Source organism: Pantoea sp. Ae19-2, from assembly GCF_059801205.1.
In genome coordinates, this window is record NZ_JBCHWE010000001.1 from 2,419,588 (window position 1) to 2,443,128 (window position 23,541).

Consider the following 23,541-nt stretch of genomic DNA (forward strand, 5'->3'; position numbering starts at 1 on the left):
GCCTGAACTCAATATTTTAGGCATGTTTAAGCTATGAGGTTCGGCTTTTATGGCATAAAGAACGTCATAAATCTGGCAATTAAGGGCTTAATGCAGAATAAAACATTACGGTTATAAATTAATCTATGTCGTTCACAATTGATAACATTAAGAATTACGCGTGCCGGAGACAGGGATCTTTGCGGCTGCATCGGCGGGGCGGGAAATAGCGCGGGTCAGCAAGTAGACATTCGCCGGGAATAAAAAAAGCCGTCACGGGTGACGGCTTAATCAGATCCTGTACTTAGTGCAGAACAGAATGGATGCTGCTGCTTGAGACGTGCTCTTCGTCTTCACCTATCATCAGCAGATTATTGGCAAAGGCTTCCATAATGACCATGGAAATTTCTTCTTCGCTCTGCTTCATAAAATGTGCAAACTGCCCGAAGGTTAACCCGGCAGTGGTCATCATTGACTGACAAACAATAAGCTTAGGCAGGTTGTCATCCTGTATATCGATGAACGCCTTCACCGTGAGCGAACTGGCGTTAATTTGCGATAAGTCACCCACCAGCGGAATAAGCGCAGTCGGTTTTACTTCGGCCAGTGCCGAAAACAGAATGACGTTATCGACCAGGTCGATTTTAGCGTCAAACACCCCGTCGAAGTTTTGCATGTGCGGCAAATGAAGTGCCTGACAAGCATCACATTCAAACCAAGTGATATTTTGCTGATCCAGCCAACGACGCAGCAGGTCGATATCCGGAACGACAAGAGAATCCATTGTAAAATCCCATGGGGTGATAAATAAGCGACCTAGCTTACGGAAAAACGTGGTGAGATTCCACGAAAACCACTGAAAAGCGCGGGTCAACCCGTGGTTTTAGGACGGAGCCCGGGGGTAGCATGCCGTTCAATGTGGTCAATCATCATGCCGGCGATGTCAAGACCGCTTGTGGTTTCAATCCCTTCCAGACCTGGTGAAGCATTCACCTCCATCACCAGCGGGCCGCGCGCCGAGCGCAGAATATCCACCCCCGCGACGTCCAGCCCCAGAACCGCGGCGGCTTTGACTGCCATCTCGCGCTCCTGCTCGCTAATGTCAACCGTGCAGGCTTTGCCGCCGCGATGTAAATTCGAGCGAAAATCGCCCTCTTTCGCCTGGCGCTCAATGGCCGCCACGACCCGATCGCCAATGACCAGACAGCGCACATCGCGTCCGCGCGCTTCCTGAATAAACTCCTGCACTAAAATGTGTGCATTCAGCCCACGAAAGGCATCGATAACGCTTTCTGCCGCCTGGCGCGTCTCTGCCAACACCACGCCGATCCCCTGCGTGCCTTCGACCAGTTTCACCACCAGCGGCGCGCCGCCTACCATGGCGATCAGATCCTGCGTGTCGTCAGGAGAAGAGGCAAATCCCGTTACCGGCATATCAATTCCGTCCCGCGCCAGCAGCTGCAGGGAACGCAATTTGTCACGCGCGCGGGTCACGGCGGCGGATTCATTTAAAGGATAACTGCCGCACATTTCGAACTGGCGTAGCACCGCCGTGCCGTAGAAGGTAATCCCGGTGCCAATGCGCGGAATAACGGCATCGAAGTGCCCCAGCGGCTCGCCACGGTAGTGAATACCGGGCGAGGCGGGGTTGATGTTCATGTAACACGAGAGCGGATCGATGATTTGAACAAAATGACCGCGCTGTTCGGCGACGTCACGTAAACGGCGACAGGAATAGAGCGTTCCATCGCGCGACAGAATGGCCATTTTCATCAATCAAAATCCTTGCGTTAAATTAGCGTGTTGCCCAGCCCTGCTGATGCAGGTAATCCAGCATAAACGGGCGCGTCTCTTTGATGATCAGGCGCTGAATCAACTGGCTCCAGGTTTCGCTACGCTGGTTGCTGTCGCGTTGTTCATAGTAGATCGCCGTGCGGCTATCGTAATCAGCCAGCACCGCAGGATCCACTGGTTGATAACGATTTTCGTGCACCAGCATCGACTGCGGGATGCGCGGTTTAACATCCGGTATGGATTCAGGATAGCCAAGACAGAAACCAAACAGCGGCAGCACAAATTTTGGCAGGCCCAGCAGTTCGGTAACCTGAGCGATATTATTACGAATGCCGCCAATAAAGACGCCGCCCAGCCCCAGGGATTCCGCTGCCACCATGGCATTTTGCGCCATCAGCGCCGTATCCACACAGCCCAGCAGCAGCTGTTCTGCCCGGCCTAACTGGGCATCAGGGCAGATTTGCAGGTGACGATTAAAGTCAGCGCAAAATACCCAAAACTCCGCCGCCTCGGCCACCCATGTCTGACCGCCCGTCAGGGTAACCAGTTGGTCACGTAACGCCGGATCGGTGATGCGTACAATAGATGAGCACTGCAAAAAGCTGGATGTGGACGCCGATTGGGCCGCAGCAATAATCGCCTCACGCTGTTCAGCACTCACCTTTTGATCCGTAAAAGAACGGATGGAACGGTGGCTGCATAATAAATCGATAGTCGGTGTCATAAAATCTCCAGCTAATTATCTTTTTTTTCAGAAAGGTTGAACAACTGCGGCGCAAGTGCTTTGGCACAGCGCCACATCAATAGCCAGGCGGCAGGTAACATCAGCAAAATGCCAATAATAAACAGTGCGGTCGCCAGACGCGTGCTCCCGGCACCGGCAGGCAGTGCGGGTAACCACTGGTTAACGACCAGCAGCGCGCTCGCGATAAGTACGCCGCCCAGCGCCTCCATTGCCAGTATGGTCTTGGGCAATTTTGCGACATTCCGCATGGTTTCCTCCTGCCTCAGGGCTGACTGAGTCTCAATTATGGATAACATCCTTAAAATTGCCCATCAGCGGTTTCGGAGAGTGCCATTGCAGAGCACCGGGCCCGGCTTTGCGACGTCATAGGATGCGGGCATCAGACTAACAGGTAAATCCTGCTTTCTTTAAGCACGACGAGCGGGCATCATTACCGGCTTTCCAGACTTTGTCGTGTGATCGTCATCACACACTGACCTCGCAAGGAGTTCTCAATGATTGCTGTTATTTTTGGTCGTCCCGGCTGCCCTTACTGTGTTCGGGCGAAAGAACTGGCGGATAAGCTGCAGGCCGGGCGTGACGATTTCAATTACCAGTATGTTGATATTCAGGCGGAAGGCATCACAAAAGCCGATCTGGAAGCCAGTGCAGGTAAACCTGTCAGCACCGTACCGCAGATTTTTCTGGATGAGCAGCATATTGGTGGCTACACCGAATTCGCCGCCTGGACAAAAGAGAATCTGGGATTTGTTGCCTGAGCAACGGATGTATCAGAACTGACGTCCTGAAAAGTGCGCGCTGGCGTGATGCCAGCCGCGCCTTGATGATCGGTTAAGCCAGCCCCGCGTGCGTTAACGCGACAACGGCAGAATGCAGCTCAACACAGTAGCCTAACGCTTTGACGCCGCGATCAGTCGCAGCAACCGCACCAGCAATGCCCCGCATCCCGCCCAGAACATACCGCTCATGCTCCAGACAGCAATATAATTCCAGCTGGCACTCCCGGCAAACACGCTATGTAGCAGCAGCGCAGCCAGCACCGTTCCAGTAAACGCCATCACCAGCGTGCTTTTTAGCGGCGCCTCCCGCTGCATGAGCGCCATGACGGCACCCGGCAGTAAAAAAAGCAGCAATTCAGGCTGGCTGTGTAGCGTCTGCGTGCCTGACAGCCGGAAATCCTGGGTAAACATAAACACGACACAATAAAACACGCCACCTGATACGCAGGTTGCCCAGAAATAATAACGCTGCGGCATAACTCCCCACTCATTAAAAACATGCCAAAACTTCGCCTTTGACCTTGCCGAGCCTGGTGGAAATAAAAAGAAACAGTCGTTTTGAGAACGAATGAAAGTCGCCAATGGCTGAGAATGATTTTTCTGATTAGAATATTGGCCGCGTTACCTTTTCAGACATCAGTGATAGCTGGAGGTAATCTTACGGCCTGCTCAAGATAGCGAAAAACAGGCCTCTCTTCAATAGGTTACAAGTAAACAAGAAGTTAAAATGTTGAATGTTAACATCGCAGAATTGTTAAGAGGTAATGACATTCTGTTATTATTTTTCGTACTGGCACTGGGACTTTGCCTGGGAAAATTACGTTTTGGCTCGATACAACTCGGAAATTCCATTGGCGTATTAGTGGTTTCATTATTATTAGGTCAGCAACACTTCTCGATGAATACGGATGCCCTGAGCCTGGGTTTCATGTTGTTTATTTTCTGCGTCGGCATTGAAGCAGGCCCCAACTTTTTTTCCATTTTCTTTCGGGATGGCAAAAATTATTTCATGCTCGCCATTGTGATGGTGGTCAGCGCCCTGCTGCTGGCCCTGGGATTCGGCAAGCTTTTTGGCTGGGACATCGGCCTGACCGCAGGCGTACTGGCCGGCTCCATGACGTCCACGCCGGTCCTGGTTGGCGCGGGTGATACGCTGCGCCAGAGCATCAGCGATCCCAGACAGCTGAGCATCATGCAGGATCAACTCAGCCTGGGTTATGCCGTAACCTATCTTGTCGGGTTAGTCAGCCTGATTTTCGGCGCACGCTATCTGCCCCGTTTACAACATCAGGACTTACCCACCTGCGCCCAGCAGATTGCGCGCGAACGCGGTCTTGACGCTGACAGCCAGCGCAAAGTGTTTCTGCCGGTGATTCGCGCTTACCGCGTCGGCCCGGAACTGGTGGCGTGGAGCGGCGGCAAAAACTTGCGTGAGCTCGGTATATACCGGCAGACCGGCTGCTATATCGAACGAATTCGCCGCAATGGCATCCTTGCCAGCCCGGATGGTGATGCGGTGCTGCAACTGGGGGATGATATTTCCCTGGTGGGCTATCCGGATGCCCACGCGCGCCTGGATGCCAGCTTTCGTAACGGCAAAGAAGTTTTTGACCGCGATCTGCTGGATATGCGGATTGTGACGGAAGAGATCGTGGTGAAAAACCACAATGCCGTCAACAAACGGCTAAGCAAACTCAACCTTACCGATCACGGCTGCTTTCTCAACCGCGTGATTCGCAGCCAGATCGAGATGCCTATTGATGACAACATCATGCTGAACAAAGGTGATGTGTTGCAGGTCAGCGGCGAAGCACGACGGGTGAAGAGCGTAGCGGATCGCATCGGCTTTGTGGCGATTCACAGTCAGATGACCGACCTGCTGGCATTCTGTGCTTTTTTTATCATCGGTCTGATGGTCGGGTTAATTACGTTCCAGTTCAGCAACTTTAGCTTTGGCATCGGTAACGCCGCAGGGTTGTTGTTTGCCGGCATTATGCTGGGCTTCCTGCGCGCTAACCATCCTACCTTTGGCTATATTCCGCAGGGTGCGCTGACGATGGTGAAAGAGTTCGGGCTGATGGTATTCATGGCGGGCGTCGGGCTGAGCGCCGGCAGCGGTATCGACCACGGTATATCGGGTAACGGCGCGCTGATGCTCTTGTGCGGCCTGCTGGTCAGCCTGTTACCGGTGGTGATTTGCTACCTGTTTGGCGCCTATGTTCTGCGCATGAACCGCGCGCTGCTGTTTGGCGCCATTATGGGTGCACGCACCTGCGCGCCAGCCATGGAGATAATCAGCGACACGGCTCGCAGTAACATCCCGGCACTCGGCTACGCCGGGACCTATGCTATCGCGAACGTTTTGCTGACGCTGGCGGGAACATTAATCGTTATTATCTGGCCGTTATTGCCCTTATAAAATTTTTTTACTGACGTCCAGAACTTTTTTTCCCGACCACAGTCTGAATAAGTGCCACTGCTTTTCTTTGAAATCCCCAAATTGTGGAGCCCGCTGGTCTTTTTCCCAGCGGGTTTTTTTATGCCTTTCTCCTGCCCGCCCTGCCTGGACACTAAAACATCATTAAACTTAAACCGTTTTGCAACCTTAACGCAGATTAAGAACCTTGTGATGGACTCTCCGACCGTCTGCACGCAGGATAGGCAGCTTATTTTGTTAGCAGTATGTGCTAGCAGATGCGACAGACTCAATCCGGTTTCGCTCGTTGGCTTAAGCCCTTTTTCCCGGATTGAGAGAATCTGAACATCAGTAAGAGGAACCGATCCCGTAATGGAAGAATTGAACCGCACCCTGTTTATGGCAATTAACGCAACACCGGATTCGCCTCACTGGTTATTGCAGCTTGCCATCTTCATCGCCAGAGACTTAATCGCCATCGTTCCGCTGCTGATTGTGGCACTGTGGCTGTGGGGACCGCGCGATCGGGTTGCCTCACAACGTGTGCTGGTATTAAAAACCGGCATTGCGCTGCTGTACGCGCTCGCCATCTCCTGGTGCGTTGGGCAGCTGTTACCGCATCCGCGCCCTTTCGCGATCAATTTTGGTCATCAGTTTCTTGCGCACGCGGCCGATGACTCCTATCCCAGCGATCACGGCACCACGATTTTCACCTTTGCGCTGGCTTTCCTGTTCTGGCATCGGCTCTGGTCGGGCATCATTCTGATGGTGGTCGCCACCGCAATCGCCTGGTCCCGTGTTTACCTTGGGGTTCACTGGCCAATGGATATGCTGGGCGGTTTTCTGGTGGGAATGCTGGGTTGCCTGGCGTCACACCTTGCCTGGCAACTGTATGGCGAACGCCTGCTCAATATCATCAACCCGCTCTATCGGGCGCTGTTCGCTTTACCGATTCGTAAAGGCTGGACACAAGGTTAAAAAAAAGGGACGCCACGGCGTCCCCTGTTTTTAGCTGAACCACTTCCCGAACCAGCCATTAAATTTCATCATGACGAAATCAATGATGCGGCTGAAGAAGCCGCCTTCCGGCACATCCTGCAGCACCACCAGCGGACGTTGTTCGATCGTTTTACCGTCCAGCTGAAAATCAATGGTGCCCACGACCTGATTTTTCTTCAACGGCGCCTCAAGCTGCGGCGATGTCAGGCTGTAGCTGGCTTTGAGGTTTTTCATCTGCCCTTTAGGAATGGTCAGTGCCGCGTCTTTTTCCACGCCCAGGTTGACCTGATTGTGTTCGCCAAACCAGACGCGCTGCTGGGCAAAAGGCGCACCCGCTTTAATTGGGGTCACGGTTTCAAAGAAGCGGAAGCCCCACGTCAGTAATTTTTCACTTTCCCGGAAGCGAATGGCATCGCTGGCGGTGCCCAGCACAACCGAGATCAGTCGCATATCGCCTTCGGTGGCTGAAGCGACCAGATTATTTCCCGCGCCAGAAGTGTGGCCGGTTTTAATCCCATCCACCTTCAGATTGCTGCTCCAGAGCAGACGGTTGCGGTTCATCTGACGAATATTGTTAAAGGTAAACTCTTTTTCCTTGTTCAGGGCGTACTCTTCCGGCACATCCCGAATCAGCGCCTGCCCAATCAGCGCCATGTCCCGCGCGGTGCTGTACTGTCCGTCGGCATCCAGACCATGCACCGTCATAAAGTGGGTGTTTTTCAGGCCAAGCGCTTTCACATAGTTATTCATCAGACCGATAAAGGAATCCTGACTGCCGGCAACATAGTCTGCCAGCGCGATGCAGGCATCGTTCCCGGACTGGATCACAATCCCTTTGTTCAGCTCATGCACCGGGATACGATCGCCGGGCTTCAGAAACATCAGAGAAGAGCCCCGCAGTTTAGGATTGCCGGTAGCCCAGGCATCCTGCCCCACTGTTACCATGTCGTCAGGTTTAATTTTGCCGGATTTGATTGCCTGGCCAACCACATAGCTGGTCATCATTTTTGTCAGGCTGGCGGGATCGAGTCGCTGATCGGCATTGGATTCGGTCAACACTTTGCCGCTGGCGTAGTCAATTAAAATCCAGGCTTTGGCGTCAATTTGAGGGGCGGCCGGTGCCTGTTCCGCGAAAACAGCCATTGGCGCAACGAGTAGCAAAGAGGTTGCAGCAATACGCCGCAGGTGAGATGAAAAGCAAGTATTTGTCATGGGCTTGGCCGGATTGTCCTTAGTAAAACGAGAGTCAAAGGCTTAACACCTTCTGTGAGAACGCTACCCGCTGGCGTCAATGAAAAAAACCGCTTAATCGTAAAGTTTTATAGATTTTAGTAGATTAACCCTGGCAAGCGTGCCGCGCGCGTGCCATTTTCCCGCACGAATGTCGCACATAAAAATGCGCTAAATTCTGATTTTTTAATCAGAAAGTTAAGGCCGTCACAAAACTGGGTTACCCTGACTTTATTCAATTGAGGAGAACCCCTATGGATCTAGCCCTGTTTGATCTGGACGAAACGCTGATTAGTGAGGACAGTACCGGCCTGTGGCTACGCTGGCTGGTCTCACAAGGCTTTGCCTCTAGTGACCTGATTGATGAAGAACAGGAATTAATGCGTCAATATTATGCCGGGACGCTGTCGATTGATGAGTACATGCATAAAACCCTTTCCCCGCTGACCGGCATGGCGACGATGACGGTGGAAGGATGGGTTCGACGCTTTATCCACCGTGATATCATGCCGCGCGTTTACCCGGAAGCCCGGGCGCGACTTGACTGGCATCAGGCGCGCGGTGACAGAATTATCGTGATCTCCGCCAGCGGCGAACATCTGGTGAATCCTATCGCCAGCCAGCTCGGTGCCTGCGGGGCCCTGGCCATTGGTGTCGAAGTGGTGGACGAACGTTACAGCGGCAACACCTATGGCACCCTGACGTTTCAGCATGGCAAAGTGAAGCGGGTAGAAGAATGGAAAGCCGCGCGCCCTGCCGAAACCTATGCGCACACCTGGGCTTACAGTGATTCCATGAACGACCTGCCCATGCTGGCGCAGGCCGACTATGCACACGTAATTAATCCGGCGGAACCGCTGTTACAGGAAGCCGAAAAGCGCGGCTGGCAGGTCTGCCACTGGGCTCGCTGAGTTAACCGCGGGACGCGCTGGCGTCCTGCGTCAACCCAACCCTGAGCAATTTACCGTTAGCCTCATCCGTCAGTAAATAGAGATAGCCATCGGGCCCCTGACGGACATCGCGGATGCGCTCATTGCGCCCGTCCAGCAACCGTTGTTCTTCGACGACCTTCTCGCCGTTGATATGCAACCGAATCAGGTTCTTCTCTTTCAGCGCGCCAATAAACAGCGAATTTTTCCACTGTGGAAAACGTGCGCTGTTATAAAACGCCATACCGCTGATCGCTGGCGAGACTTTCCAGTAAAACGCCGGCTGTTCCGTGCCTGCCACATGCGTGCCTTTGGATTCCGGCACCTTACTGCCGTTGTAATCAATGCCGTAGGTTGCCAGCGGCCAGCCATAATTTTTGCCCTTCTGAATAATATTTACCTCATCGCCACCGCGGGGACCATGCTCACTTTCCCACATCACCTGAGTCCAGGGATTCAGTGCCAGCCCCTGAGGATTGCGTAAACCATAGGCCCAGATTTCGGGGCGCGCGCCGGGTTTATTGACGAAGGGATTATCGTTTGGCACGCTGCCGTCCGCGTTCAAACGCAGCAGCTTGCCCTGAAGTTTATCGAGGTCCTGTGCGGCACTGCTGACAAAGTTGTCGCCAAAGGCAATCCATAAAAAGCCCTGACGATCGAAGGCCAGCCGGGTGCCGATATTATTGCCACTTGAGAGGCGCGGCGTTTGCTGAATCACCTCATGAAAATCGGTTAACTGGCGGTTATCAGGGCTGAGTTTACCGTAGCCCACTACGGCGCCCGCCTTGACGTTGCTGTCCGCTTCGGTATAGCTGAGCCAGACGCGGCGGCTCTGGGCAAAATCGGGGGCCAGCACCACGTCCAGCAGTCCGCTCTGACGCTGCGCCCAGACCTTTGGCACGCCCTGAATCGGTTCGGACAAGCCGCTGTCAGGTCGCCAGCTGCGCAGTTGGCCGGATCGTTCAGTAATCAGCAACGTCTGATTATCGGGCAAAAACGCCACAGACCAGGGGTGATCCAGCTTATCCTGAAGCACCTCAACCTTAAGGTCACTCGCCCACAGCGGGCTGGAAAAGAGTAATGCGCCACTCAATAACAACGGGGTCGGAATACGAACCATAGTCTTCTCCTGACAGCGTGCAGTGCTGTTAAGCGTAGTCAGACCGTCTGGAATGCAGTAAAGGATTTACAAAAGATTAAACAAGGCGTTGGCAGCAGGATGGCTAATGGCATGCGCTGGGAAATCCGACCGAAAAGGGATCGTGAAGAGAAGAGACCGCCCGCAGTAAGATAGCGGGCGGAAGCGGTTATTCGAAACAGGTATCCGGGTTTTCCGCCAGTGAGATAAACTCTTTACCGCCTGGCGTCAGCGCCAGAATCGTACCGCTTTCAATATCGTACACCCAGCCGTGCAGGCGCAGCTTGCCCTGACGTAACCCGACCGAGACTGACGGGTGGGTTTTCATGTTGTTCAGCTGGGCAATCACGTTTTCCTGCACCATTTCGTTGAGCTTCTTCTCAGGCGAATCGTATTCACGCTGCTCAACCACCGCTTTTGCCGCATCGGCATAACGCAGCCAGTGCTCGACGGCTGGCATAGAATCCATACAGGCACAGGAGGCGATAGCGTTCATCGCGCCACAGTTTGAGTGACCACAGATAATGATGTCAGAAACCCCCAGCGCCATTACGGCATACTCAATTGTCGCTGACACGCCGCCCGGTTCCGGACCAAAAGAGGGCACAATGTTGCCCGCATTACGGATGACGAACAGCTGTCCGGGTTCCTGCTGAGTAACGAGTTCCGGCACCAGACGGCTGTCTGAGCAAGAGATAAACAGCGCTTTTGGATTCTGATTAGATGCCAGACTTTTAAAAAGCGCCTTTCTTTCGGGAAAGACTGTCTGCTGAAAACTCAGAAACCCGTTGATGATCTCTTTCATTATTTTGCTCTCACATTGTCCACGTCATGATCTGAAGAAACGACGCCTTCAGTACTGGTTAAGCGATTCATTATTAATGAAAACAAGCAAATATCAACTTAGAATGTGACCAAAATCGCTGTCGTAAAGTTAAAGATGTTTAATATTTATCCACCTGATTATTCGGTGTTTATTAGAAATTCTTTTACACAACGGTGAGTTACTGACTTTCGGTTGCCCTCGTGTTCTGCCGTCCGACCCCGGGCGATGGGTGCAGACCTTTACGGGTTTTTGCGTTACTTTACGCTTAACTAATCCCTTACAGATAACGCTACAATTTTCATCACAACACAGGTAAAATCGCGCGCCATTGCTGTGCTGAACCGGAAACCACCTTATGTCCACTACCAATACACTGCCGCCGCGCGTCGGATTTGTCTCGCTCGGCTGTCCAAAAAACCTTGTTGACTCAGAGCGCATCCTGACGGAACTGCGCACCGAGGGTTATGAGGTGGTACCACGCTATGACGATGCTGAAATCGTTATTGTTAACACCTGCGGATTTATCGACAGCGCCGTCCAGGAATCTCTGGAAGCGATCGGTGAAGCCCTGAACGAAAACGGTAAGGTCATCGTGACCGGCTGTCTGGGCGCCAAAGTCGATCAAATTCGTGAGGTGCATCCGAAGGTGCTGGAGATTACGGGTCCACACAGCTATGAACAGGTGCTGTCGCATGTGCATCGCTACGTGCCTAAGCCGCAGCACAACCCGTTCCTGAGCCTGGTGCCGGAACAGGGCGTGAAGCTGACGCCGCGCCATTACGCCTACCTGAAGATTTCTGAAGGCTGTAACCATCGCTGCACCTTCTGCATTATTCCTTCGATGCGTGGCGATCTCGACAGCCGTGCCATTGGTGAAGTACTGGATGAAGCGAAACGTCTGGTTGAAGCTGGAGTGAAAGAGTTGCTGGTGATTTCACAGGATACCTCGGCCTATGGCGTGGACGTGAAGCACCGGACGGGCTTCTGGAACGGTGCGCCGGTAAAAACCAGCATGGTCAGCCTGTGTGAGCAGTTAGCCAAACTCGGCGTCTGGGTCCGCCTGCATTACGTCTATCCGTATCCCCACGTTGATGACGTTATTCCGCTGATGGCTGAAGGCAAAATTCTGCCGTATCTGGATATTCCGTTACAGCATGCCAGCCCACGCATTCTTAAACTGATGAAACGTCCTGGCGCAGTAGAACGGACGCTGGAGCGCATTAAGCGCTGGCGTGAAATCTGCCCTGAGTTAACCCTGCGCTCAACCTTTATCGTTGGCTTCCCCGGTGAAACCGAAGAAGACTTCCAGATGCTGCTGGATTTCATTAAAGAAGCCCGTCTGGATCGCGTAGGCTGTTTCCAGTACAGCCCGGTCGAAGGCGCGACGGCGAACCAGTTGCCCGATCCGGTTGATGAAGCTGTTAAGCAAGAGCGTTACGACCGCTTTATGCAGTTGCAGCAGCAGATCTCTGCTGAACGCCTGCAGGAAAAAGTGGGACGCGAGATCATGGTCATCATTGATGAGGTCGATGAAGAAGGTGCGATTGGTCGTAGCATGGCTGATGCGCCGGAAATCGACGGCGCCGTTTACCTGAACGGCGAGAGCAACGTTAAGCCGGGTGATGTCCTGCGCGTGAAGGTGGAACACGCAGACGAATACGATTTGTGGGCCAGCCGCGCTTAACCGTACTTCTGCTGGTGCGCTTTTTTGCGCGCCAGGTAGTCATCATCAGCACGTAGCTTGTCCCAGTATGCTTTGAAAATGGCCGCCGCAGCGGCCTTTTCTTCGTCCCTGCCCCAGGGCAATTCCTTCCCCTGGGCATCGTATTTCCGTCCGCCCTTGTGGTTGCTGTAGCGACGCGCGCGGGTATAACCCATCTGGATAAATTTGCGTGCCATGTCCATGCCGACAAAATCATCCTGCTGGCGATAGGCTTCGAACAGCGCCATGATTTCTTCTGCCGAAGCTTTGGCAACCTCAACGGTACGAAAACGCCAGTGCGGTAAGATCTCGCCCTTATAAGGCTGGACCATGAGCACGCCCTGCTCTCCGCGCCCCACCTGGTAACGCTCAGGCTGCTTGCGAAAATCGATGGTGCTGAAGTCCTGGTCATAATCAAAAGGTTTCATGTCTTAAGTTTAGGATCAAGTGCGTCACGTAGCCCGTCGCCAAGCAAATTAAAGGCTAAAACCGTAAAAAAAATGGCCAGCGCCGGAAAAATCGCCACATGCGGCGCTATGACCATATCGGCCCGCGCTTCGTTGAGCATGGCACCCCACTCCGGCGTGGGCGGTTGCGCGCCCAGTCCCAAAAATGACAGGCTTGCCGCCGTGATAATCGACGTACCGATGCGCATAGTGAAGTACACCACAATGGACGATACCGTCCCTGGCAACAGGTGGCGCAGGATAATCGTCCAGTCGGATGCCCCGATGCTGCGTGCAGACTCGATATAGGTTTGATGTTTCAGCACCAGCGTATTGCCGCGCACCAGACGGGCAAACGCCGGAATACTGAAGATCGCCACGGCGATAATCACGTTGCTGATACCGGTGCCCATAATGGCCACCACGGCAATGGCGAGCAGAATACCGGGAAAGGCAAACAGTACGTCACAAACGCGCATGGTTATCCTGTCCCACCAGCCTTCGTAGTAGCCCGCCAGCAGGCCCGCCAGAGTGCCGATAAACGCGCCTATTGCCACGGAGACAAAACCGGCAATCAGCGAAATTCGGGTGCCCACGAGTACGCGGCTGAAAATATCGCGGCCCAGTGAGTCCACGCCAAACCAGTGCATCAGGGAAGGCCCGTCATTCAGGCGGTCATAGTCAAAATAATTTTCAGCGTCGAACGGCGCAATGGCCGGTGCCGTGAATGCCAACACAATCAGCACCAGCACGAAGAGACCGGCCAGCAACGCCACGGGCTGATGGCGAAAGCGCCGCCAGAACTCGCGCCACGGTGTTCTCACCCGGTTGCCGTTTAACAGCGGCATACTTTTTAATGCCGCTTCCCGTCGCCAGTTTTTCATCAGGTGTCCTTAAAGCGAATCGCCGGGTTAATGACGGCATATAACATATCGACAAACAGGTTAATCAGGATAAACTCCAGCGAAAACAGCAGCACCTCCGCCTGAATGACCGGATAGTCACGCATCTGCACTGAATCCACCAGCAGACGCCCCAGACCCGGCCAGTTGAACACCACCTCCACCACAATCGACCCGCCCAGCAGGAAACCAAACTGCAGGCCCATCATGGTCACTACCGGAATCATGGCATTCCGTAATCCGTGTTTAATCACCACGCCGGATTCACGCACGCCTTTCGCGCGCGCGGTGCGCATGTAATCTTCCTGCATCACCTCAACAAAAGAGGCCCGGGTAAAACGCGCCATGACGGCGGCGACGGCCGCCCCCAGGGTAACGGAAGGCAAAATGTAGTGCTGCCAGCTATCGGCTCCCACCGTGGGTAGCCAGCCCAGCTGGACAGAAAACACCTGCATCAGCAGCATGCCAAGGGCAAACGCCGGAAAGGAAATGCCCGAAACCGCCAGCGTCATGCCCAGGCGGTCCGGCCAGCGATTGCGCCACACCGCAGAAACAATGCCAATCGCCATTCCCAGGATCACCGCCCATACCATACTAACTAAGGTCAGCCATAAGGTTGGCATAAAGCGGGTAGCGATTTCCTGTGAAACCGGCCGCCTCGACACCAGCGACTGGCCAAAATCCCCCTGTAGGGCATTGACGACAAAGTGCCAGAACTGCAGTGGCAGCGGTTGATCCAGCCCCAACTCCTGGCGTACCAGCGCGACGACGGAGGCATCGGCTTCCTGGCCGGCAATCAGGCGTGCGGGATCCCCTGGCAGTAAGTGCACAAACATAAACACCAGCACCGCCACGATAAACAGCGTGGGAATCAGGCCCAGCAGTCGTTTCAGAAAATAGTTAAACATGTCAGATCCTACACAGCCGCCAGCCGTCGCGGCTGGCCTGCCCGCCCGCTTCAGCACACACGGCAAAAGCGGGCATTACACGGCCCGCTCAGGTTTGGCTGTGGGCCGTGCCCCCTCACGTCAACCTGAACGGGTCCGCCGGGTTACTTCAGCTCGGCATCGTCAAAACTAAATGAGGTATCCGGCATCATATAAAAGCCACTCAGGTTTTTGCTGTGGGCTGAAACCAACTGCTCCACCACCAGTGGAATCCAGGGATAATCGTTCCAGATCGTATCCTGCGCATCTTTGTAGAGTTCGGCTTTTTGCTTGCTGTCGGTGGTTTTCAACGCATCGGCCAGATCCTTATCGACTTTCGGATTGCTGTAGAAGGCAGTATTAAAGATCGCTGGCGGCCAGGCGGTCGTGGCAAACAGCGGCGTTAATGCCCAGTCAGCTTCCCCGGTGGAAGCAGACCAGCCGGTATAAAACATGCGTACGCCGCTCTCTTTCTGACCTTTGCCTTCCACTTCCGCCGCGCGCTGTCCCGCATCCATGGCGGTAACCTTCACCTTAACGCCCACCTGTGCCAGCTGCTGCTGCACAAACTGCAGAACTTTCTGTGCCGTACTGTGGTTGTGAGAGGACCAGAGCGTGGTTTCAAACCCGTTCGGATAGCCAGCTTCTTTCAGCAACGCTTTTGCTTTGGCAGGATCATAGGGAATGGGCGGATAGGTTTGAGCGTACTCAATTGATGGCGGCACAATACCCGTAGCCGGTGTGGCATAACCGGCAAACGCGACTTTGACCAGGGCCTGACGATTAATCGCGTATTCCAGCGCCTCACGCACCTTTGGATTATCGAAAGGCTTTTGTGTCACGTTCAGGCTGATATAGCGCTGCATGATCGAGGGCGAGACCACCACGTCAAGCTTGCTGTTTTTCTCCAGCAGTTTGGCCTGCTCGTAGGGCACCGGGAAAGCAAAGTTCGCCTCGCCCGTTTGCAGCATGGCCGCACGGGTGTTGTTATCCACCACCGGACGCCACGTAATACTGTCGAGTTTTGGATAGCCCTTCTTCCAGTAGCCATCCCATTTTTTTACCTTAACGAAGTCGGTCTGGTTCCAGGTGACGAATTCAAACGGCCCGGTTCCCACCGGATGGAACCCAATCTCCTTACCATATTTTTTCAACGCAGCGGGCGAGATCATCGCGGCGGCCGGGTGCGCCAGAATGTTGATAAAGGCCGAGAAAGGCTGTTTGAGCGTGATTTTTACCGTCACAGGATCGACGGCTTCCGTGCTGGCGATATATTTGAACAGGTTATAGCGTTTCAGATGATTATCGGGATTACTGGCACGGTCGAGGTTGGCCTTCACCGCCTCGGCATTAAAGTCGGTGCCATCCTGAAACTTCACGCCGGAGTGCAGTTTAATCGTATAGGTCAGACCATCCTCGCTCACCTGGTAGCTGTCCGCCAGCACGTTGATGCGTTTCATGTCTTTATCAAAGCCGAACAGCCCCTGATAGAACGACTTTGCGACCGCCTGCGACAGCGTATCGTTGGCGTCGTAGGGATCGAGGGTGGTGAAATTAGAGGCCACGGCAATGACCGCATCCTGTGCGGCCCAGGCGGGTAACGCCATTGCACTGCTGAGTACGCCCGCTGCCAGTAAGCCTTTTCGCATCGTTATCTGCATTGTCTTCTCCTTGTTATCCCTGTCTGATTTGTCGCCGTAGCGACGGCTTAGTTATTCAGGTCGCGCGTTAGCGTGACGTGCCACGAAATGGCCGGGCGCGACTTCCATCAGCGAAACCGTTTCGGGTTCGTCGCCCAGTGAACGAATTGGGCTGGGGATCTCATCGACCAATAAACTGCGCTCGCGCTGCCGCTGCGACGGATCGGCAATAGGCACGGCGGCCATAAGCTTTTTGGTGTAAGGATGCTGCGGGCGTTCAAACACCGCCTGACGCGGCCCCATCTCGACGATTTGTCCAAGATACATCACCGCAACACGATGGCTGATGCGCTCAACGACCGCCATGTCATGGGAAATAAACAAAAATGCGATGCCAAACTCGCGCTGTAAATCCAGCATCAGGTTAATAATCTGTGCCTGAATAGACACATCCAGCGCCGAAACCGACTCATCGGCAATCACCACTTTCGGGTTCAGCGCCAGCGCCCGCGCAATGCAAATACGCTGCCGCTGGCCGCCGGAGAACTCATGGGGATAGCGCCTTGCATGCTCCGGCAATAACCCGACCTTTTCCAGCAACCACGCGACGCGCTGCTCTGCTTCATGGCGCGGCATCACCTTGTGGACCAGCAGTGGCTCCATAACAGAGAAGCCGACGGTCAGGCGAGGATCCAGCGACGCATAGGGATCCTGAAAAATAAACTGAATATCGCGCCGCAGATGGGCCAGGGCAGGACCGGAGAGATCGTTTATGCGCTGACCGTTAAAGGTGATACTGCCGCCCTGGCTGGCAACCAGCTTTAGCAGGGAGCGTCCGGTGGTGGATTTTCCGCATCCGGACTCCCCTACCAGCGCCAGCGTTTCACCTGCGTAGAGATCAAAACTGACATTCTCGACCGCGTGTACCCGACTTTTCACCCGGTTAAATAACCCTGAGCGGATATCAAACCGCGTGACCAGATTGCGTACCTGTAAAATCGGTGGCCGATCGTGGCGTACGGTATTCTGTGGTACTGCCGGTTCGTCGCCGCTGCCAATCAGCGGGAACCTGGCGGGCAGCGGCTGGCCCCGCATGGCACCCAGCGCCGGTACGGCGGCCAGTAGGTCGCGCGTGTAAGCCTGGCGGGGCGCACTGAACAGCTGAGCCGTTTCGGCATTTTCCACCACTTCGCCACGGTACATCACCTGTACCCGGTCAGCCATTTCAGCCACCACGCCCATATCGTGAGTGATAAAAATCACCCCCATCCGCATCTCTTTTTGCAGTTCGCGAATCAGTTGCAGAATCTGCGCCTGAATCGTCACGTCAAGCGCGGTGGTGGGTTCATCTGCAATCAGCAGCGCAGGTTGACATGACAGCGCCATGGCAATCATTACGCGCTGACGCATGCCGCCCGAGAGCTGGTGGGGAAAGCGGCGCAGGATCTTTTGCGCATCGGGAATACGTACCCTGTCGAGCATGCGACGCGCTTCTGCCAGCGCCCCGGCGTGGGATTGGCCCTGATGAAGACGAATGGATTCGGCAATCTGCTCGCCAACCGAGAACACCGGATTAAGCGACGTCATGGGTTCCTGGAAGATCATCGCCATATCGGCCCCGCGCACCTGCCGCATCTGACCGCGCGGCATGCGCATCAGATCCCGTACCTCGCCGTTACGACCGCGCAACAGGATCTCGCCGCTGACGTCTCCGCCGGCCTGCTCAATCAGGCGCATCAACGCCAGCGAGGTCACTGACTTGCCCGAACCAGACTCGCCCACCAGGGCCAGGATTTTACCCCGGTAGACGTCAAGGGAAAGATGGCGTACAGCCTGGGTGACTACGCCATCGTTTTCAAAACGCACGTTGAGATCGCGTACGGCCAGCACCTGCTCGTCGGTCAATACTGTTGTGCCAGACAGGCTGTTGTGGAGGGCCTCACGATTAGCTTTCACGGTAAATTGCCACCTCTGCGGCCTCATCTGTGCGGGCATAAGCCCGGTACATGCCTTCGCTGTTGAAAGGCAGCGCGACGTTGCCCTCACGATCAACCGCAATCAGCCCGCCGCTGCCGCCTAACTCCAGCACGCTGTCGTGAATAACATTTACGCTGGCCTGTTGTAACGTGCGTCCACCGTAGCGCATCTGCGCCGCCACATCGTAAGCGGCCAGCGTGCGGATAAACACTTCTCCGGTACCGGTACAGGACACCGCAACGCTGTCGTTGCTGGCATAGCAACCCGCACCGGGTAAGGGCGAGTCGCCAATGCGGCCAACCTGTTTATTGGTCATCCCGCCGGTAGAGGTGGCGGCGGCGAGATTGCCGTCGTTGTCCAGCGCAACCGCCCCCACCGTGCCGAACTTACGGTCCGGATCAAGGGGATCGCCGCCCTGGGCCGCACCATCATGGTCCAACAGCGCGGTATCGCTGCCGAGCGCGCGCTGCAGTTGCTCCCAACGTTCAGGCGTAGAAAAGAAATCAGGTTCAACCTGCTCAAGGCCTTGTGCCCGGGCAAACGCTTCAGCGCCCTCGCCCGCCAACAACACGTGCGGGCTGTTTTCCAACAGCGCGCGGGCCGCCAGCACCGGATTGCGTATACGCGATACGCCCGCCACTGCGCCGGCCTGTAACGTCCGGCCATCCATGATGCAGGCATCCAGTTCATGGGTGCCCTGCCGCGTAAACACCGCGCCTTTACCTGCATTGAATAACGGGCACTCCTCAAGCCTGCGCACCGCCTCAGTCACCGTATCCAGCGCAGAAGCCCCCTGAGCCAGCATGCTCTGCCCGTGCGTCACAATGTCGTAAAGCGCCTGTCGGTATGCCTGCTCTTTTTCTGCGCTCATGGCGGCACGGGTAATTGCCCCCGCACCGCCATGAATGGCGATCGCTGCTTTAGCCATACTGCGTTACCCTGTGGTTGCATCAGAAGGAAAAACACTGATTTTGAATGGTTTTAACTCGGTTTGGACCATTTTTGAATATAGAAAGCCCGCTATAGGTTGTAAAGCGGAAACTGACAATGCGCTAATAACCTTTCGTTGTGCCTTATGCCGATGTGACTCTGAAGGGAAAAGTCACCATAATAGACAGCCCTTGCAACAGACAAGCTGAGAATAGAATGGAAAGCTTTACTGCCGGACTGATTTCCCTTGAGGACGCGCAACAAAAGATGCTGGCGTCGCTAACGCCCATCACAGACTCGCTTGAGCTGAGCCTGCCAGACGCGGCCGGGCGCATTACTGCCTGCGCGGTCACGTCACCGATCGATGTTCCCCCTTTCAACAACTCGGCGATGGATGGTTACGCCGTCAGGCTGGCTGATATTGAGAGTAACCAGCCTCTGCCGGTTGCAGGTAAAGCCTTTGCCGGGGCCCCGTTTAGCGGTGAATGGCCCGCGGGTAGCGTGATCAGAATAATGACGGGTGCCCCTGTACCTGCCGGTTGTGACGCGGTCGTTATGCAGGAGGAAACCCGTCTGCAGGATGAGAAGGTGATTATCACCGCCCCGGTCAACGCCGGACAAAATATCCGGCTGACGGGTGACGATATTCGGGCCGGCCATCAGGTGCTGGCGGCGGGCGTGCGTCTGGGTGCTGCCGAACTGCCCTTACTGGCCTCGCTCGGGATCGCGACCGTGCGGGTGCTGCGTAAACTGCGCGTCGCGATTTTTTCCACCGGCGACGAACTTCAGCCTGTGGGCCAGCCGTTAGCGGCGGGGCAAATCTATGACACCAACCGTTTTGCGATTTCGCTGATGCTGCACAAGCTGGGATGCGAGGTTATCGATCTGGGCATTATCAAAGACGATCCTGCTGCACTGCGTGCGGCCTTTACCGAAGCCGATCGCCAGGCTGATGTGGTCATCAGTACCGGCGGCGTTTCGGTGGGCGAAGCCGATTTCACCAAAACGATGCTGGAAGAACTCGGCGTGATTCGCTTCTGGAAGCTGGCGATGAAACCCGGTAAACCTTTTGCTTTTGGTCGTCTGGCGAACAGCTGGTTCTGCGGCTTACCCGGAAATCCGGTTTCTGCCGTAGTGACCTTCTATCAACTGGTGCAGCCGCTGCTGTCCACCCTGACGGGACAAACGGCTGCCGCGCTGCCGCCCCGCCAGCGCGTACGCACGGCAACCGCGTTGAAAAAATCGCCTGGCCGGCTGGATTTCCAGCGTGGCGTTCTGCGGCAAAACAGCCAGGGTGAACCAGAGGTTGTCAGCACCGGCGCGCAGGGATCCCATGTCTACAGCTCTTTTTCTCAGGCCAACTGCTTTATTGTGCTGGAACGCGATCGCGGCCCTGTTGAAGCAGGTGAATGGGTGGATGTCGAACCCTTTAATACGCTGCTGGAGGGGTAAATGCTGCCCGAACTGAGCCACGAAGAGATGCTGCGCTACAACCGACAGATTGTATTGCGTGGTTTTGACTTTGACGGTCAGGAACGATTAAAAGCCAGTCATGTGCTGATTGTCGGGCTGGGCGGTTTAGGCTGTGCGGCCTCGCCCTATCTGGCGGCAGCGGGCGTAGGCAATCTTACGCTAGTGGACTTTGATACGGTCTCACTTTCTAATCTGCAGCGACAGATTTTGCATTACGATGCCGATATTGGCCGCGCCAAGGTGGAATCCGCCCGGGAAACGCTGGCCGCCATTAATCCTCACTGCCAGTTACAGGCTGTGCAGGGTCAACTGGACGATGAGGCGCTCAACGCCCTGATTGCCCGGCAGCAGGTGGTGGTGGACTGCACGGACAATGTGGCGGTGCGCGAGCAAATTAACCGGTTATGCTACCAGTTGAAAGTGCCGCTGGTTTCAGGCGCGGCGATTCGTATGGAAGGCCAGCTCAGCGTATTTGACTGGCAACCCGATACGCCCTGTTATCGCTGCATCAGCCGGTTGTTTGGCGCCCAGGTTCTGAGCTGTGTGGAGGCCGGCGTAATGGCGCCGCTGGTGGGCGTCGTCGGCGCCATGCAGGCGATGGAAACCCTGAAGCTGCTGACGCACTTCGGCTCACCGGCGCGCTCACGTTTGCTGATGTACGATGCGCTGAGCGCGGAGTTTCGTACCCTGAAGGTCGCGCAGGATCCCCATTGTGAAGTCTGCGGTCATCATGACTGAGCCGTTAATTGATAGGGTTCATGCGTAAAGCGGAGGGGGCTGCAGGTCAGGTAACGAAAGGATTTTAAGCCGGATCGTCGCAGGCAATCCACCCTGACGCACAGACCCAAACGATAACGGGGTAGCCATCGCTACCCCGTTCTTGTTAGACGATGCCCTGGCTGCGCAGGTAATCTTCGTAATTACCGGTGAAGTCCACAATGCGATCGGCTTTGATTTCCATCACTCGCGTCGCCAGTGAACTGACGAACTCACGGTCATGAGATACAAAAATCAGCGTACCTTCATACATTTCCAGCGCCATGTTTAATGACTCAATGGATTCCATATCAAGGTGGTTTGTCGGCTCATCCATAATCAGGATGTTGGGCTTTTCCATCATCAGCTTGCCAAACAGCATCCGACCTTTTTCCCCACCCGACAGCACCTTAGCCGGTTTTTTAATATCGTCCTGTGAAAACAGGAGGCGGCCAAGAATCCCACGCACGGCCTGTTCATCATCGCCCTGCTGTTTCCACTGGCTCATCCAGTCAAATACCGTCAGGTCGTTAGCAAAATCGTCTGCATGATCCTGGGCATAATAACCAATCTTCGCGTTTTCAGACCATTTAACGCTGCCGCTTTCCGGCGTCAGTTCACCGACAAGCGTTTTTAACAGCGTGGATTTACCAATACCGTTAGCGCCGAGGATCGCCAGTTTTTCGCCCACTTCCAGCAACAGATTTAAATTTTTAAACAGCGGACCGTTATCAAACCCTTTCGTCAACGCTTCGACTTCCAGTGCATTACGGAACAGTTTCTTATCCTGTTCAAATCGAATATACGGGTTCTGACGACTGGAGGCTTTTACCTCTTCCAGCTTTATTTTGTCCATCTGTTTCGCACGCGATGTCGCCTGACGTGATTTAGAGGCATTAGCACTAAAACGGCTGACAAAGGATTGCAGATCGGCAATTTGTGCTTTTTTCTTGGCGTTATCTGATAACAGTCGCTCACGCGCCTGGGTGGCAGCGGTCATATATTCATCATAATTACCAGAATAAACACGCAGTTCGCCGTAGTCCAAATCAGCCATGTGGGTACAGACCATATTGAGGAAGTGACGGTCGTGCGAAATGATAATCATGGTGCTGTCGCGTTCGTTGAGGACCTGCTCCAGCCAGCGAATAGTATCGATATCCAGGTTGTTAGTCGGTTCGTCCAGCAGCAAAATATCCGGGTTGGAAAACAATGCCTGAGCCAGGAGAACACGTAATTTAAAACCCGGGGCAATTTCGCTCATTGGGCCATAATGCTGCTCTACCGGAATACCGACGCCCAGTAATAATTCACCGGCGCGCGGTTCAGCGCTGTAGCCATCCATTTCACCATACAGCACTTCAAGGTCGGCCACTTTGTAGCCTTCCTCTTCTGTCATTTCAGGTAAGGAATAAATACGGTCACGTTCCTGCTTCACTTCCCATAATTCATGGTGCCCCATGATGACCGTATCTAACACGCTATATTCTTCGAAGGCGAACTGATCCTGACGTAATTTACCAATACGTTCATTAGGATCGTAAGAGACATTGCCGCCTGATGGCACCAAATCGCCACCCAAAATCTTCATGAAGGTGGATTTTCCGCTGCCGTTCGCACCGATTAAACCGTAACGATTACCGCCGCCAAATTTTACGGAGATATTTTCGAACAGTGGCTTGCTGCCAAACTGCATGGTGATATTGCTGCTAACTAACACGGCGTTGACCTTAGTGAAGAGAGTGGATGGAAAAACGGCGGCTATTATGCCAGATGTGACGTAGCGCACGCCAGTCTCCGGCAAGGATTGCCTGAGTGTCCCTTGAAAACGCGCAACTTTTAATTATCGTCCTGCACGGTTTACTGCAGCTGGCGCGCAGGTCGCATCGGGTTGCCACGCATGCCACAGACGTTGCCGTCACGCACGACGAGATTAATTAACGTGTGGAGATCG

The 23,541-nt window shown here is 54.5% G+C and carries 23 protein-coding genes; 8 read left to right on the forward strand and 15 right to left on the reverse strand.

The window, feature by feature from the left end:
• Window positions 1-283 precede the first annotated feature (283 nt).
• The 4 genes from AAIE03_RS11190 to AAIE03_RS11205 all read right to left on the reverse strand — a co-directional run bounded on the left by AAIE03_RS11190 (window position 284) and on the right by AAIE03_RS11205 (window position 2,766).
• On the reverse strand, window positions 284-763 hold the full coding sequence (locus tag AAIE03_RS11190) for a type III secretion system chaperone family protein (protein ID WP_014593293.1): 480 nt from the start codon (window positions 761-763) through the stop codon (window positions 284-286).
• A gap of 86 nt (window positions 764-849) precedes the next feature.
• The gene (gene rimK, locus AAIE03_RS11195; RefSeq protein WP_014593292.1) at window positions 850-1,752 is read right to left on the reverse strand and encodes a 30S ribosomal protein S6--L-glutamate ligase; all 903 of its coding nucleotides are present in this window, start codon (window positions 1,750-1,752) and stop codon (window positions 850-852) included.
• 22 nt (window positions 1,753-1,774) lie between these two features.
• On the reverse strand, window positions 1,775-2,497 hold the full coding sequence (gene nfsA, locus AAIE03_RS11200; RefSeq protein WP_014593291.1) for an oxygen-insensitive NADPH nitroreductase: 723 nt from the start codon (window positions 2,495-2,497) through the stop codon (window positions 1,775-1,777).
• 11 nt (window positions 2,498-2,508) lie between these two features.
• Window positions 2,509-2,766 (reverse strand): DUF1418 family protein, encoded by a 258-nt coding sequence (locus tag AAIE03_RS11205; RefSeq protein ID WP_014593290.1) that lies wholly within the window; start codon window positions 2,764-2,766, stop codon window positions 2,509-2,511.
• 246 nt (window positions 2,767-3,012) lie between these two features.
• On the opposite strand from AAIE03_RS11205, the gene AAIE03_RS11210 reads away from it, so the two are divergent.
• Window positions 3,013-3,276: a GrxA family glutaredoxin gene (locus AAIE03_RS11210; protein WP_013025197.1), complete on the forward strand. Its 264-nt coding sequence runs from the start codon at window positions 3,013-3,015 to the stop codon at window positions 3,274-3,276.
• Between the two features lie 132 nt (window positions 3,277-3,408).
• Here AAIE03_RS11210 and ybjM read toward each other — a convergent pair whose 3' ends face one another.
• Window positions 3,409-3,774 (reverse strand): inner membrane protein YbjM, encoded by a 366-nt coding sequence (ybjM, locus tag AAIE03_RS11215; RefSeq protein WP_014606215.1) that lies wholly within the window; start codon window positions 3,772-3,774, stop codon window positions 3,409-3,411.
• Window positions 3,775-4,027: 253 nt separating this feature from the next.
• Here ybjM and AAIE03_RS11220 point away from each other — a divergent pair, with 253 nt between their 5' ends.
• Window positions 4,028-5,716: an aspartate:alanine antiporter gene (locus AAIE03_RS11220; RefSeq protein ID WP_024470916.1), complete on the forward strand. Its 1,689-nt coding sequence runs from the start codon at window positions 4,028-4,030 to the stop codon at window positions 5,714-5,716.
• A gap of 369 nt (window positions 5,717-6,085) precedes the next feature.
• The gene (gene ybjG / locus AAIE03_RS11225; RefSeq protein ID WP_013025194.1) at window positions 6,086-6,691 is read left to right on the forward strand and encodes an undecaprenyl-diphosphate phosphatase; all 606 of its coding nucleotides are present in this window, start codon (window positions 6,086-6,088) and stop codon (window positions 6,689-6,691) included.
• A 30-nt stretch (window positions 6,692-6,721) separates the two neighbouring features.
• Here the strand turns inward: ybjG and AAIE03_RS11230 are convergent, their stop codons facing one another.
• Window positions 6,722-7,924 carry a serine hydrolase gene (locus AAIE03_RS11230; RefSeq protein ID WP_013025193.1) on the reverse strand — a complete coding sequence of 401 codons (1,203 nt, stop codon included), beginning with the start codon at window positions 7,922-7,924 and terminating at the stop codon, window positions 6,722-6,724.
• Between the two features lie 272 nt (window positions 7,925-8,196).
• Between AAIE03_RS11230 and AAIE03_RS11235 the strand changes: the two genes are divergently transcribed.
• Window positions 8,197-8,853, forward strand: coding sequence for an HAD family hydrolase (locus AAIE03_RS11235; RefSeq protein WP_014593287.1), 657 nt, complete (start codon window positions 8,197-8,199; stop codon window positions 8,851-8,853).
• A 1-nt stretch (window position 8,854) separates the two neighbouring features.
• Here AAIE03_RS11235 and AAIE03_RS11240 read toward each other — a convergent pair whose 3' ends face one another.
• Both AAIE03_RS11240 and AAIE03_RS11245 read right to left on the reverse strand, forming a co-directional pair.
• Window positions 8,855-9,991 (reverse strand): PQQ-dependent sugar dehydrogenase, encoded by a 1,137-nt coding sequence (locus tag AAIE03_RS11240; protein ID WP_019106174.1) that lies wholly within the window; start codon window positions 9,989-9,991, stop codon window positions 8,855-8,857.
• A gap of 187 nt (window positions 9,992-10,178) precedes the next feature.
• The gene (locus AAIE03_RS11245) at window positions 10,179-10,814 is read right to left on the reverse strand and encodes a carbonic anhydrase (RefSeq protein ID WP_013025190.1); all 636 of its coding nucleotides are present in this window, start codon (window positions 10,812-10,814) and stop codon (window positions 10,179-10,181) included.
• Window positions 10,815-11,190: 376 nt separating this feature from the next.
• Here AAIE03_RS11245 and rimO point away from each other — a divergent pair, with 376 nt between their 5' ends.
• Window positions 11,191-12,519, forward strand: a complete 1,329-nt coding sequence (rimO, locus tag AAIE03_RS11250; protein WP_013025189.1) for a 30S ribosomal protein S12 methylthiotransferase RimO — start codon at window positions 11,191-11,193, stop codon at window positions 12,517-12,519.
• Here rimO and AAIE03_RS11255 read toward each other — a convergent pair.
• The 6 genes from AAIE03_RS11255 to AAIE03_RS11280 form a co-directional block, all read right to left on the reverse strand.
• The gene (locus AAIE03_RS11255) at window positions 12,516-12,965 is read right to left on the reverse strand and encodes a DUF4385 domain-containing protein (protein WP_014593286.1); all 450 of its coding nucleotides are present in this window, start codon (window positions 12,963-12,965) and stop codon (window positions 12,516-12,518) included. The genes rimO and AAIE03_RS11255 overlap by 4 nt on opposite strands.
• On the reverse strand, window positions 12,962-13,867 hold the full coding sequence (gsiD, locus tag AAIE03_RS11260; protein ID WP_013025187.1) for a glutathione ABC transporter permease GsiD: 906 nt from the start codon (window positions 13,865-13,867) through the stop codon (window positions 12,962-12,964). The genes AAIE03_RS11255 and gsiD overlap by 4 nt, the downstream gene beginning before the upstream one ends.
• A complete protein-coding gene (gsiC, locus tag AAIE03_RS11265; protein WP_014606229.1) occupies window positions 13,867-14,793 on the reverse strand; it encodes a glutathione ABC transporter permease GsiC in 927 nt (308 codons plus the stop codon). The genes gsiD and gsiC overlap by 1 nt, the downstream gene beginning before the upstream one ends.
• Before the next feature lie 143 nt (window positions 14,794-14,936).
• Window positions 14,937-16,472 (reverse strand): glutathione ABC transporter substrate-binding protein GsiB, encoded by a 1,536-nt coding sequence (gene gsiB, locus AAIE03_RS11270; protein WP_105087683.1) that lies wholly within the window; start codon window positions 16,470-16,472, stop codon window positions 14,937-14,939.
• A gap of 51 nt (window positions 16,473-16,523) precedes the next feature.
• On the reverse strand, window positions 16,524-18,446 hold the full coding sequence (locus AAIE03_RS11275; RefSeq protein ID WP_498563006.1) for a dipeptide ABC transporter ATP-binding protein: 1,923 nt from the start codon (window positions 18,444-18,446) through the stop codon (window positions 16,524-16,526).
• Window positions 18,397-19,356, reverse strand: coding sequence for an isoaspartyl peptidase/L-asparaginase family protein (locus AAIE03_RS11280; protein ID WP_013025183.1), 960 nt, complete (start codon window positions 19,354-19,356; stop codon window positions 18,397-18,399). Before AAIE03_RS11280 ends, AAIE03_RS11275 begins: the two co-directional genes overlap by 50 nt.
• A 218-nt stretch (window positions 19,357-19,574) precedes the next feature.
• Between AAIE03_RS11280 and moeA the strand changes: the two genes are divergently transcribed.
• Window positions 19,575-20,810 (forward strand): molybdopterin molybdotransferase MoeA, encoded by a 1,236-nt coding sequence (gene moeA, locus AAIE03_RS11285; protein ID WP_014606232.1) that lies wholly within the window; start codon window positions 19,575-19,577, stop codon window positions 20,808-20,810.
• Window positions 20,811-21,569: a molybdopterin-synthase adenylyltransferase MoeB gene (gene moeB / locus AAIE03_RS11290; protein ID WP_013025181.1), complete on the forward strand. Its 759-nt coding sequence runs from the start codon at window positions 20,811-20,813 to the stop codon at window positions 21,567-21,569. It begins immediately after the preceding gene.
• A gap of 145 nt (window positions 21,570-21,714) precedes the next feature.
• Here moeB and AAIE03_RS11295 read toward each other — a convergent pair whose 3' ends face one another.
• Window positions 21,715-23,307, reverse strand: coding sequence for an ABC-F family ATPase (locus AAIE03_RS11295; protein WP_014606233.1), 1,593 nt, complete (start codon window positions 23,305-23,307; stop codon window positions 21,715-21,717).
• A gap of 95 nt (window positions 23,308-23,402) precedes the next feature.
• On the opposite strand from AAIE03_RS11295, the gene AAIE03_RS11300 reads away from it, so the two are divergent.
• Entirely contained in the window at window positions 23,403-23,528 is a 126-nt protein-coding gene (locus AAIE03_RS11300; protein ID WP_498563007.1) for a hypothetical protein, read from the forward strand.
• The last annotated feature ends 13 nt before the right edge of the window (window positions 23,529-23,541 follow it).

Coding starts and splice junctions, on each gene's coding strand:
- AAIE03_RS11190 (WP_014593293.1), bottom strand. CDS start 763: ATGGATTCTCTTGTCGTTCCGGATATCGACCTGCTGCGTCGTTGGCTG.
- rimK (WP_014593292.1), bottom strand. CDS start 1,752: ATGAAAATGGCCATTCTGTCGCGCGATGGAACGCTCTATTCCTGTCGC.
- nfsA (WP_014593291.1), bottom strand. CDS start 2,497: ATGACACCGACTATCGATTTATTATGCAGCCACCGTTCCATCCGTTCT.
- AAIE03_RS11205 (WP_014593290.1), bottom strand. CDS start 2,766: ATGCGGAATGTCGCAAAATTGCCCAAGACCATACTGGCAATGGAGGCG.
- AAIE03_RS11210 (WP_013025197.1), top strand. CDS start 3,013: ATGATTGCTGTTATTTTTGGTCGTCCCGGCTGCCCTTACTGTGTTCGG.
- ybjM (WP_014606215.1), bottom strand. CDS start 3,774: ATGCCGCAGCGTTATTATTTCTGGGCAACCTGCGTATCAGGTGGCGTG.
- ybjG (WP_013025194.1), top strand. CDS start 6,086: ATGGAAGAATTGAACCGCACCCTGTTTATGGCAATTAACGCAACACCG.
- AAIE03_RS11230 (WP_013025193.1), bottom strand. CDS start 7,924: ATGACAAATACTTGCTTTTCATCTCACCTGCGGCGTATTGCTGCAACC.
- AAIE03_RS11235 (WP_014593287.1), top strand. CDS start 8,197: ATGGATCTAGCCCTGTTTGATCTGGACGAAACGCTGATTAGTGAGGAC.
- AAIE03_RS11240 (WP_019106174.1), bottom strand. CDS start 9,991: ATGGTTCGTATTCCGACCCCGTTGTTATTGAGTGGCGCATTACTCTTT.
- AAIE03_RS11245 (WP_013025190.1), bottom strand. CDS start 10,814: ATGAAAGAGATCATCAACGGGTTTCTGAGTTTTCAGCAGACAGTCTTT.
- rimO (WP_013025189.1), top strand. CDS start 11,191: ATGTCCACTACCAATACACTGCCGCCGCGCGTCGGATTTGTCTCGCTC.
- AAIE03_RS11255 (WP_014593286.1), bottom strand. CDS start 12,965: ATGAAACCTTTTGATTATGACCAGGACTTCAGCACCATCGATTTTCGC.
- gsiD (WP_013025187.1), bottom strand. CDS start 13,867: ATGAAAAACTGGCGACGGGAAGCGGCATTAAAAAGTATGCCGCTGTTA.
- gsiC (WP_014606229.1), bottom strand. CDS start 14,793: ATGTTTAACTATTTTCTGAAACGACTGCTGGGCCTGATTCCCACGCTG.
- gsiB (WP_105087683.1), bottom strand. CDS start 16,472: ATGCAGATAACGATGCGAAAAGGCTTACTGGCAGCGGGCGTACTCAGC.
- AAIE03_RS11275 (WP_498563006.1), bottom strand. CDS start 18,446: ATGCCCGCACAGATGAGGCCGCAGAGGTGGCAATTTACCGTGAAAGCT.
- AAIE03_RS11280 (WP_013025183.1), bottom strand. CDS start 19,356: ATGGCTAAAGCAGCGATCGCCATTCATGGCGGTGCGGGGGCAATTACC.
- moeA (WP_014606232.1), top strand. CDS start 19,575: ATGGAAAGCTTTACTGCCGGACTGATTTCCCTTGAGGACGCGCAACAA.
- moeB (WP_013025181.1), top strand. CDS start 20,811: ATGCTGCCCGAACTGAGCCACGAAGAGATGCTGCGCTACAACCGACAG.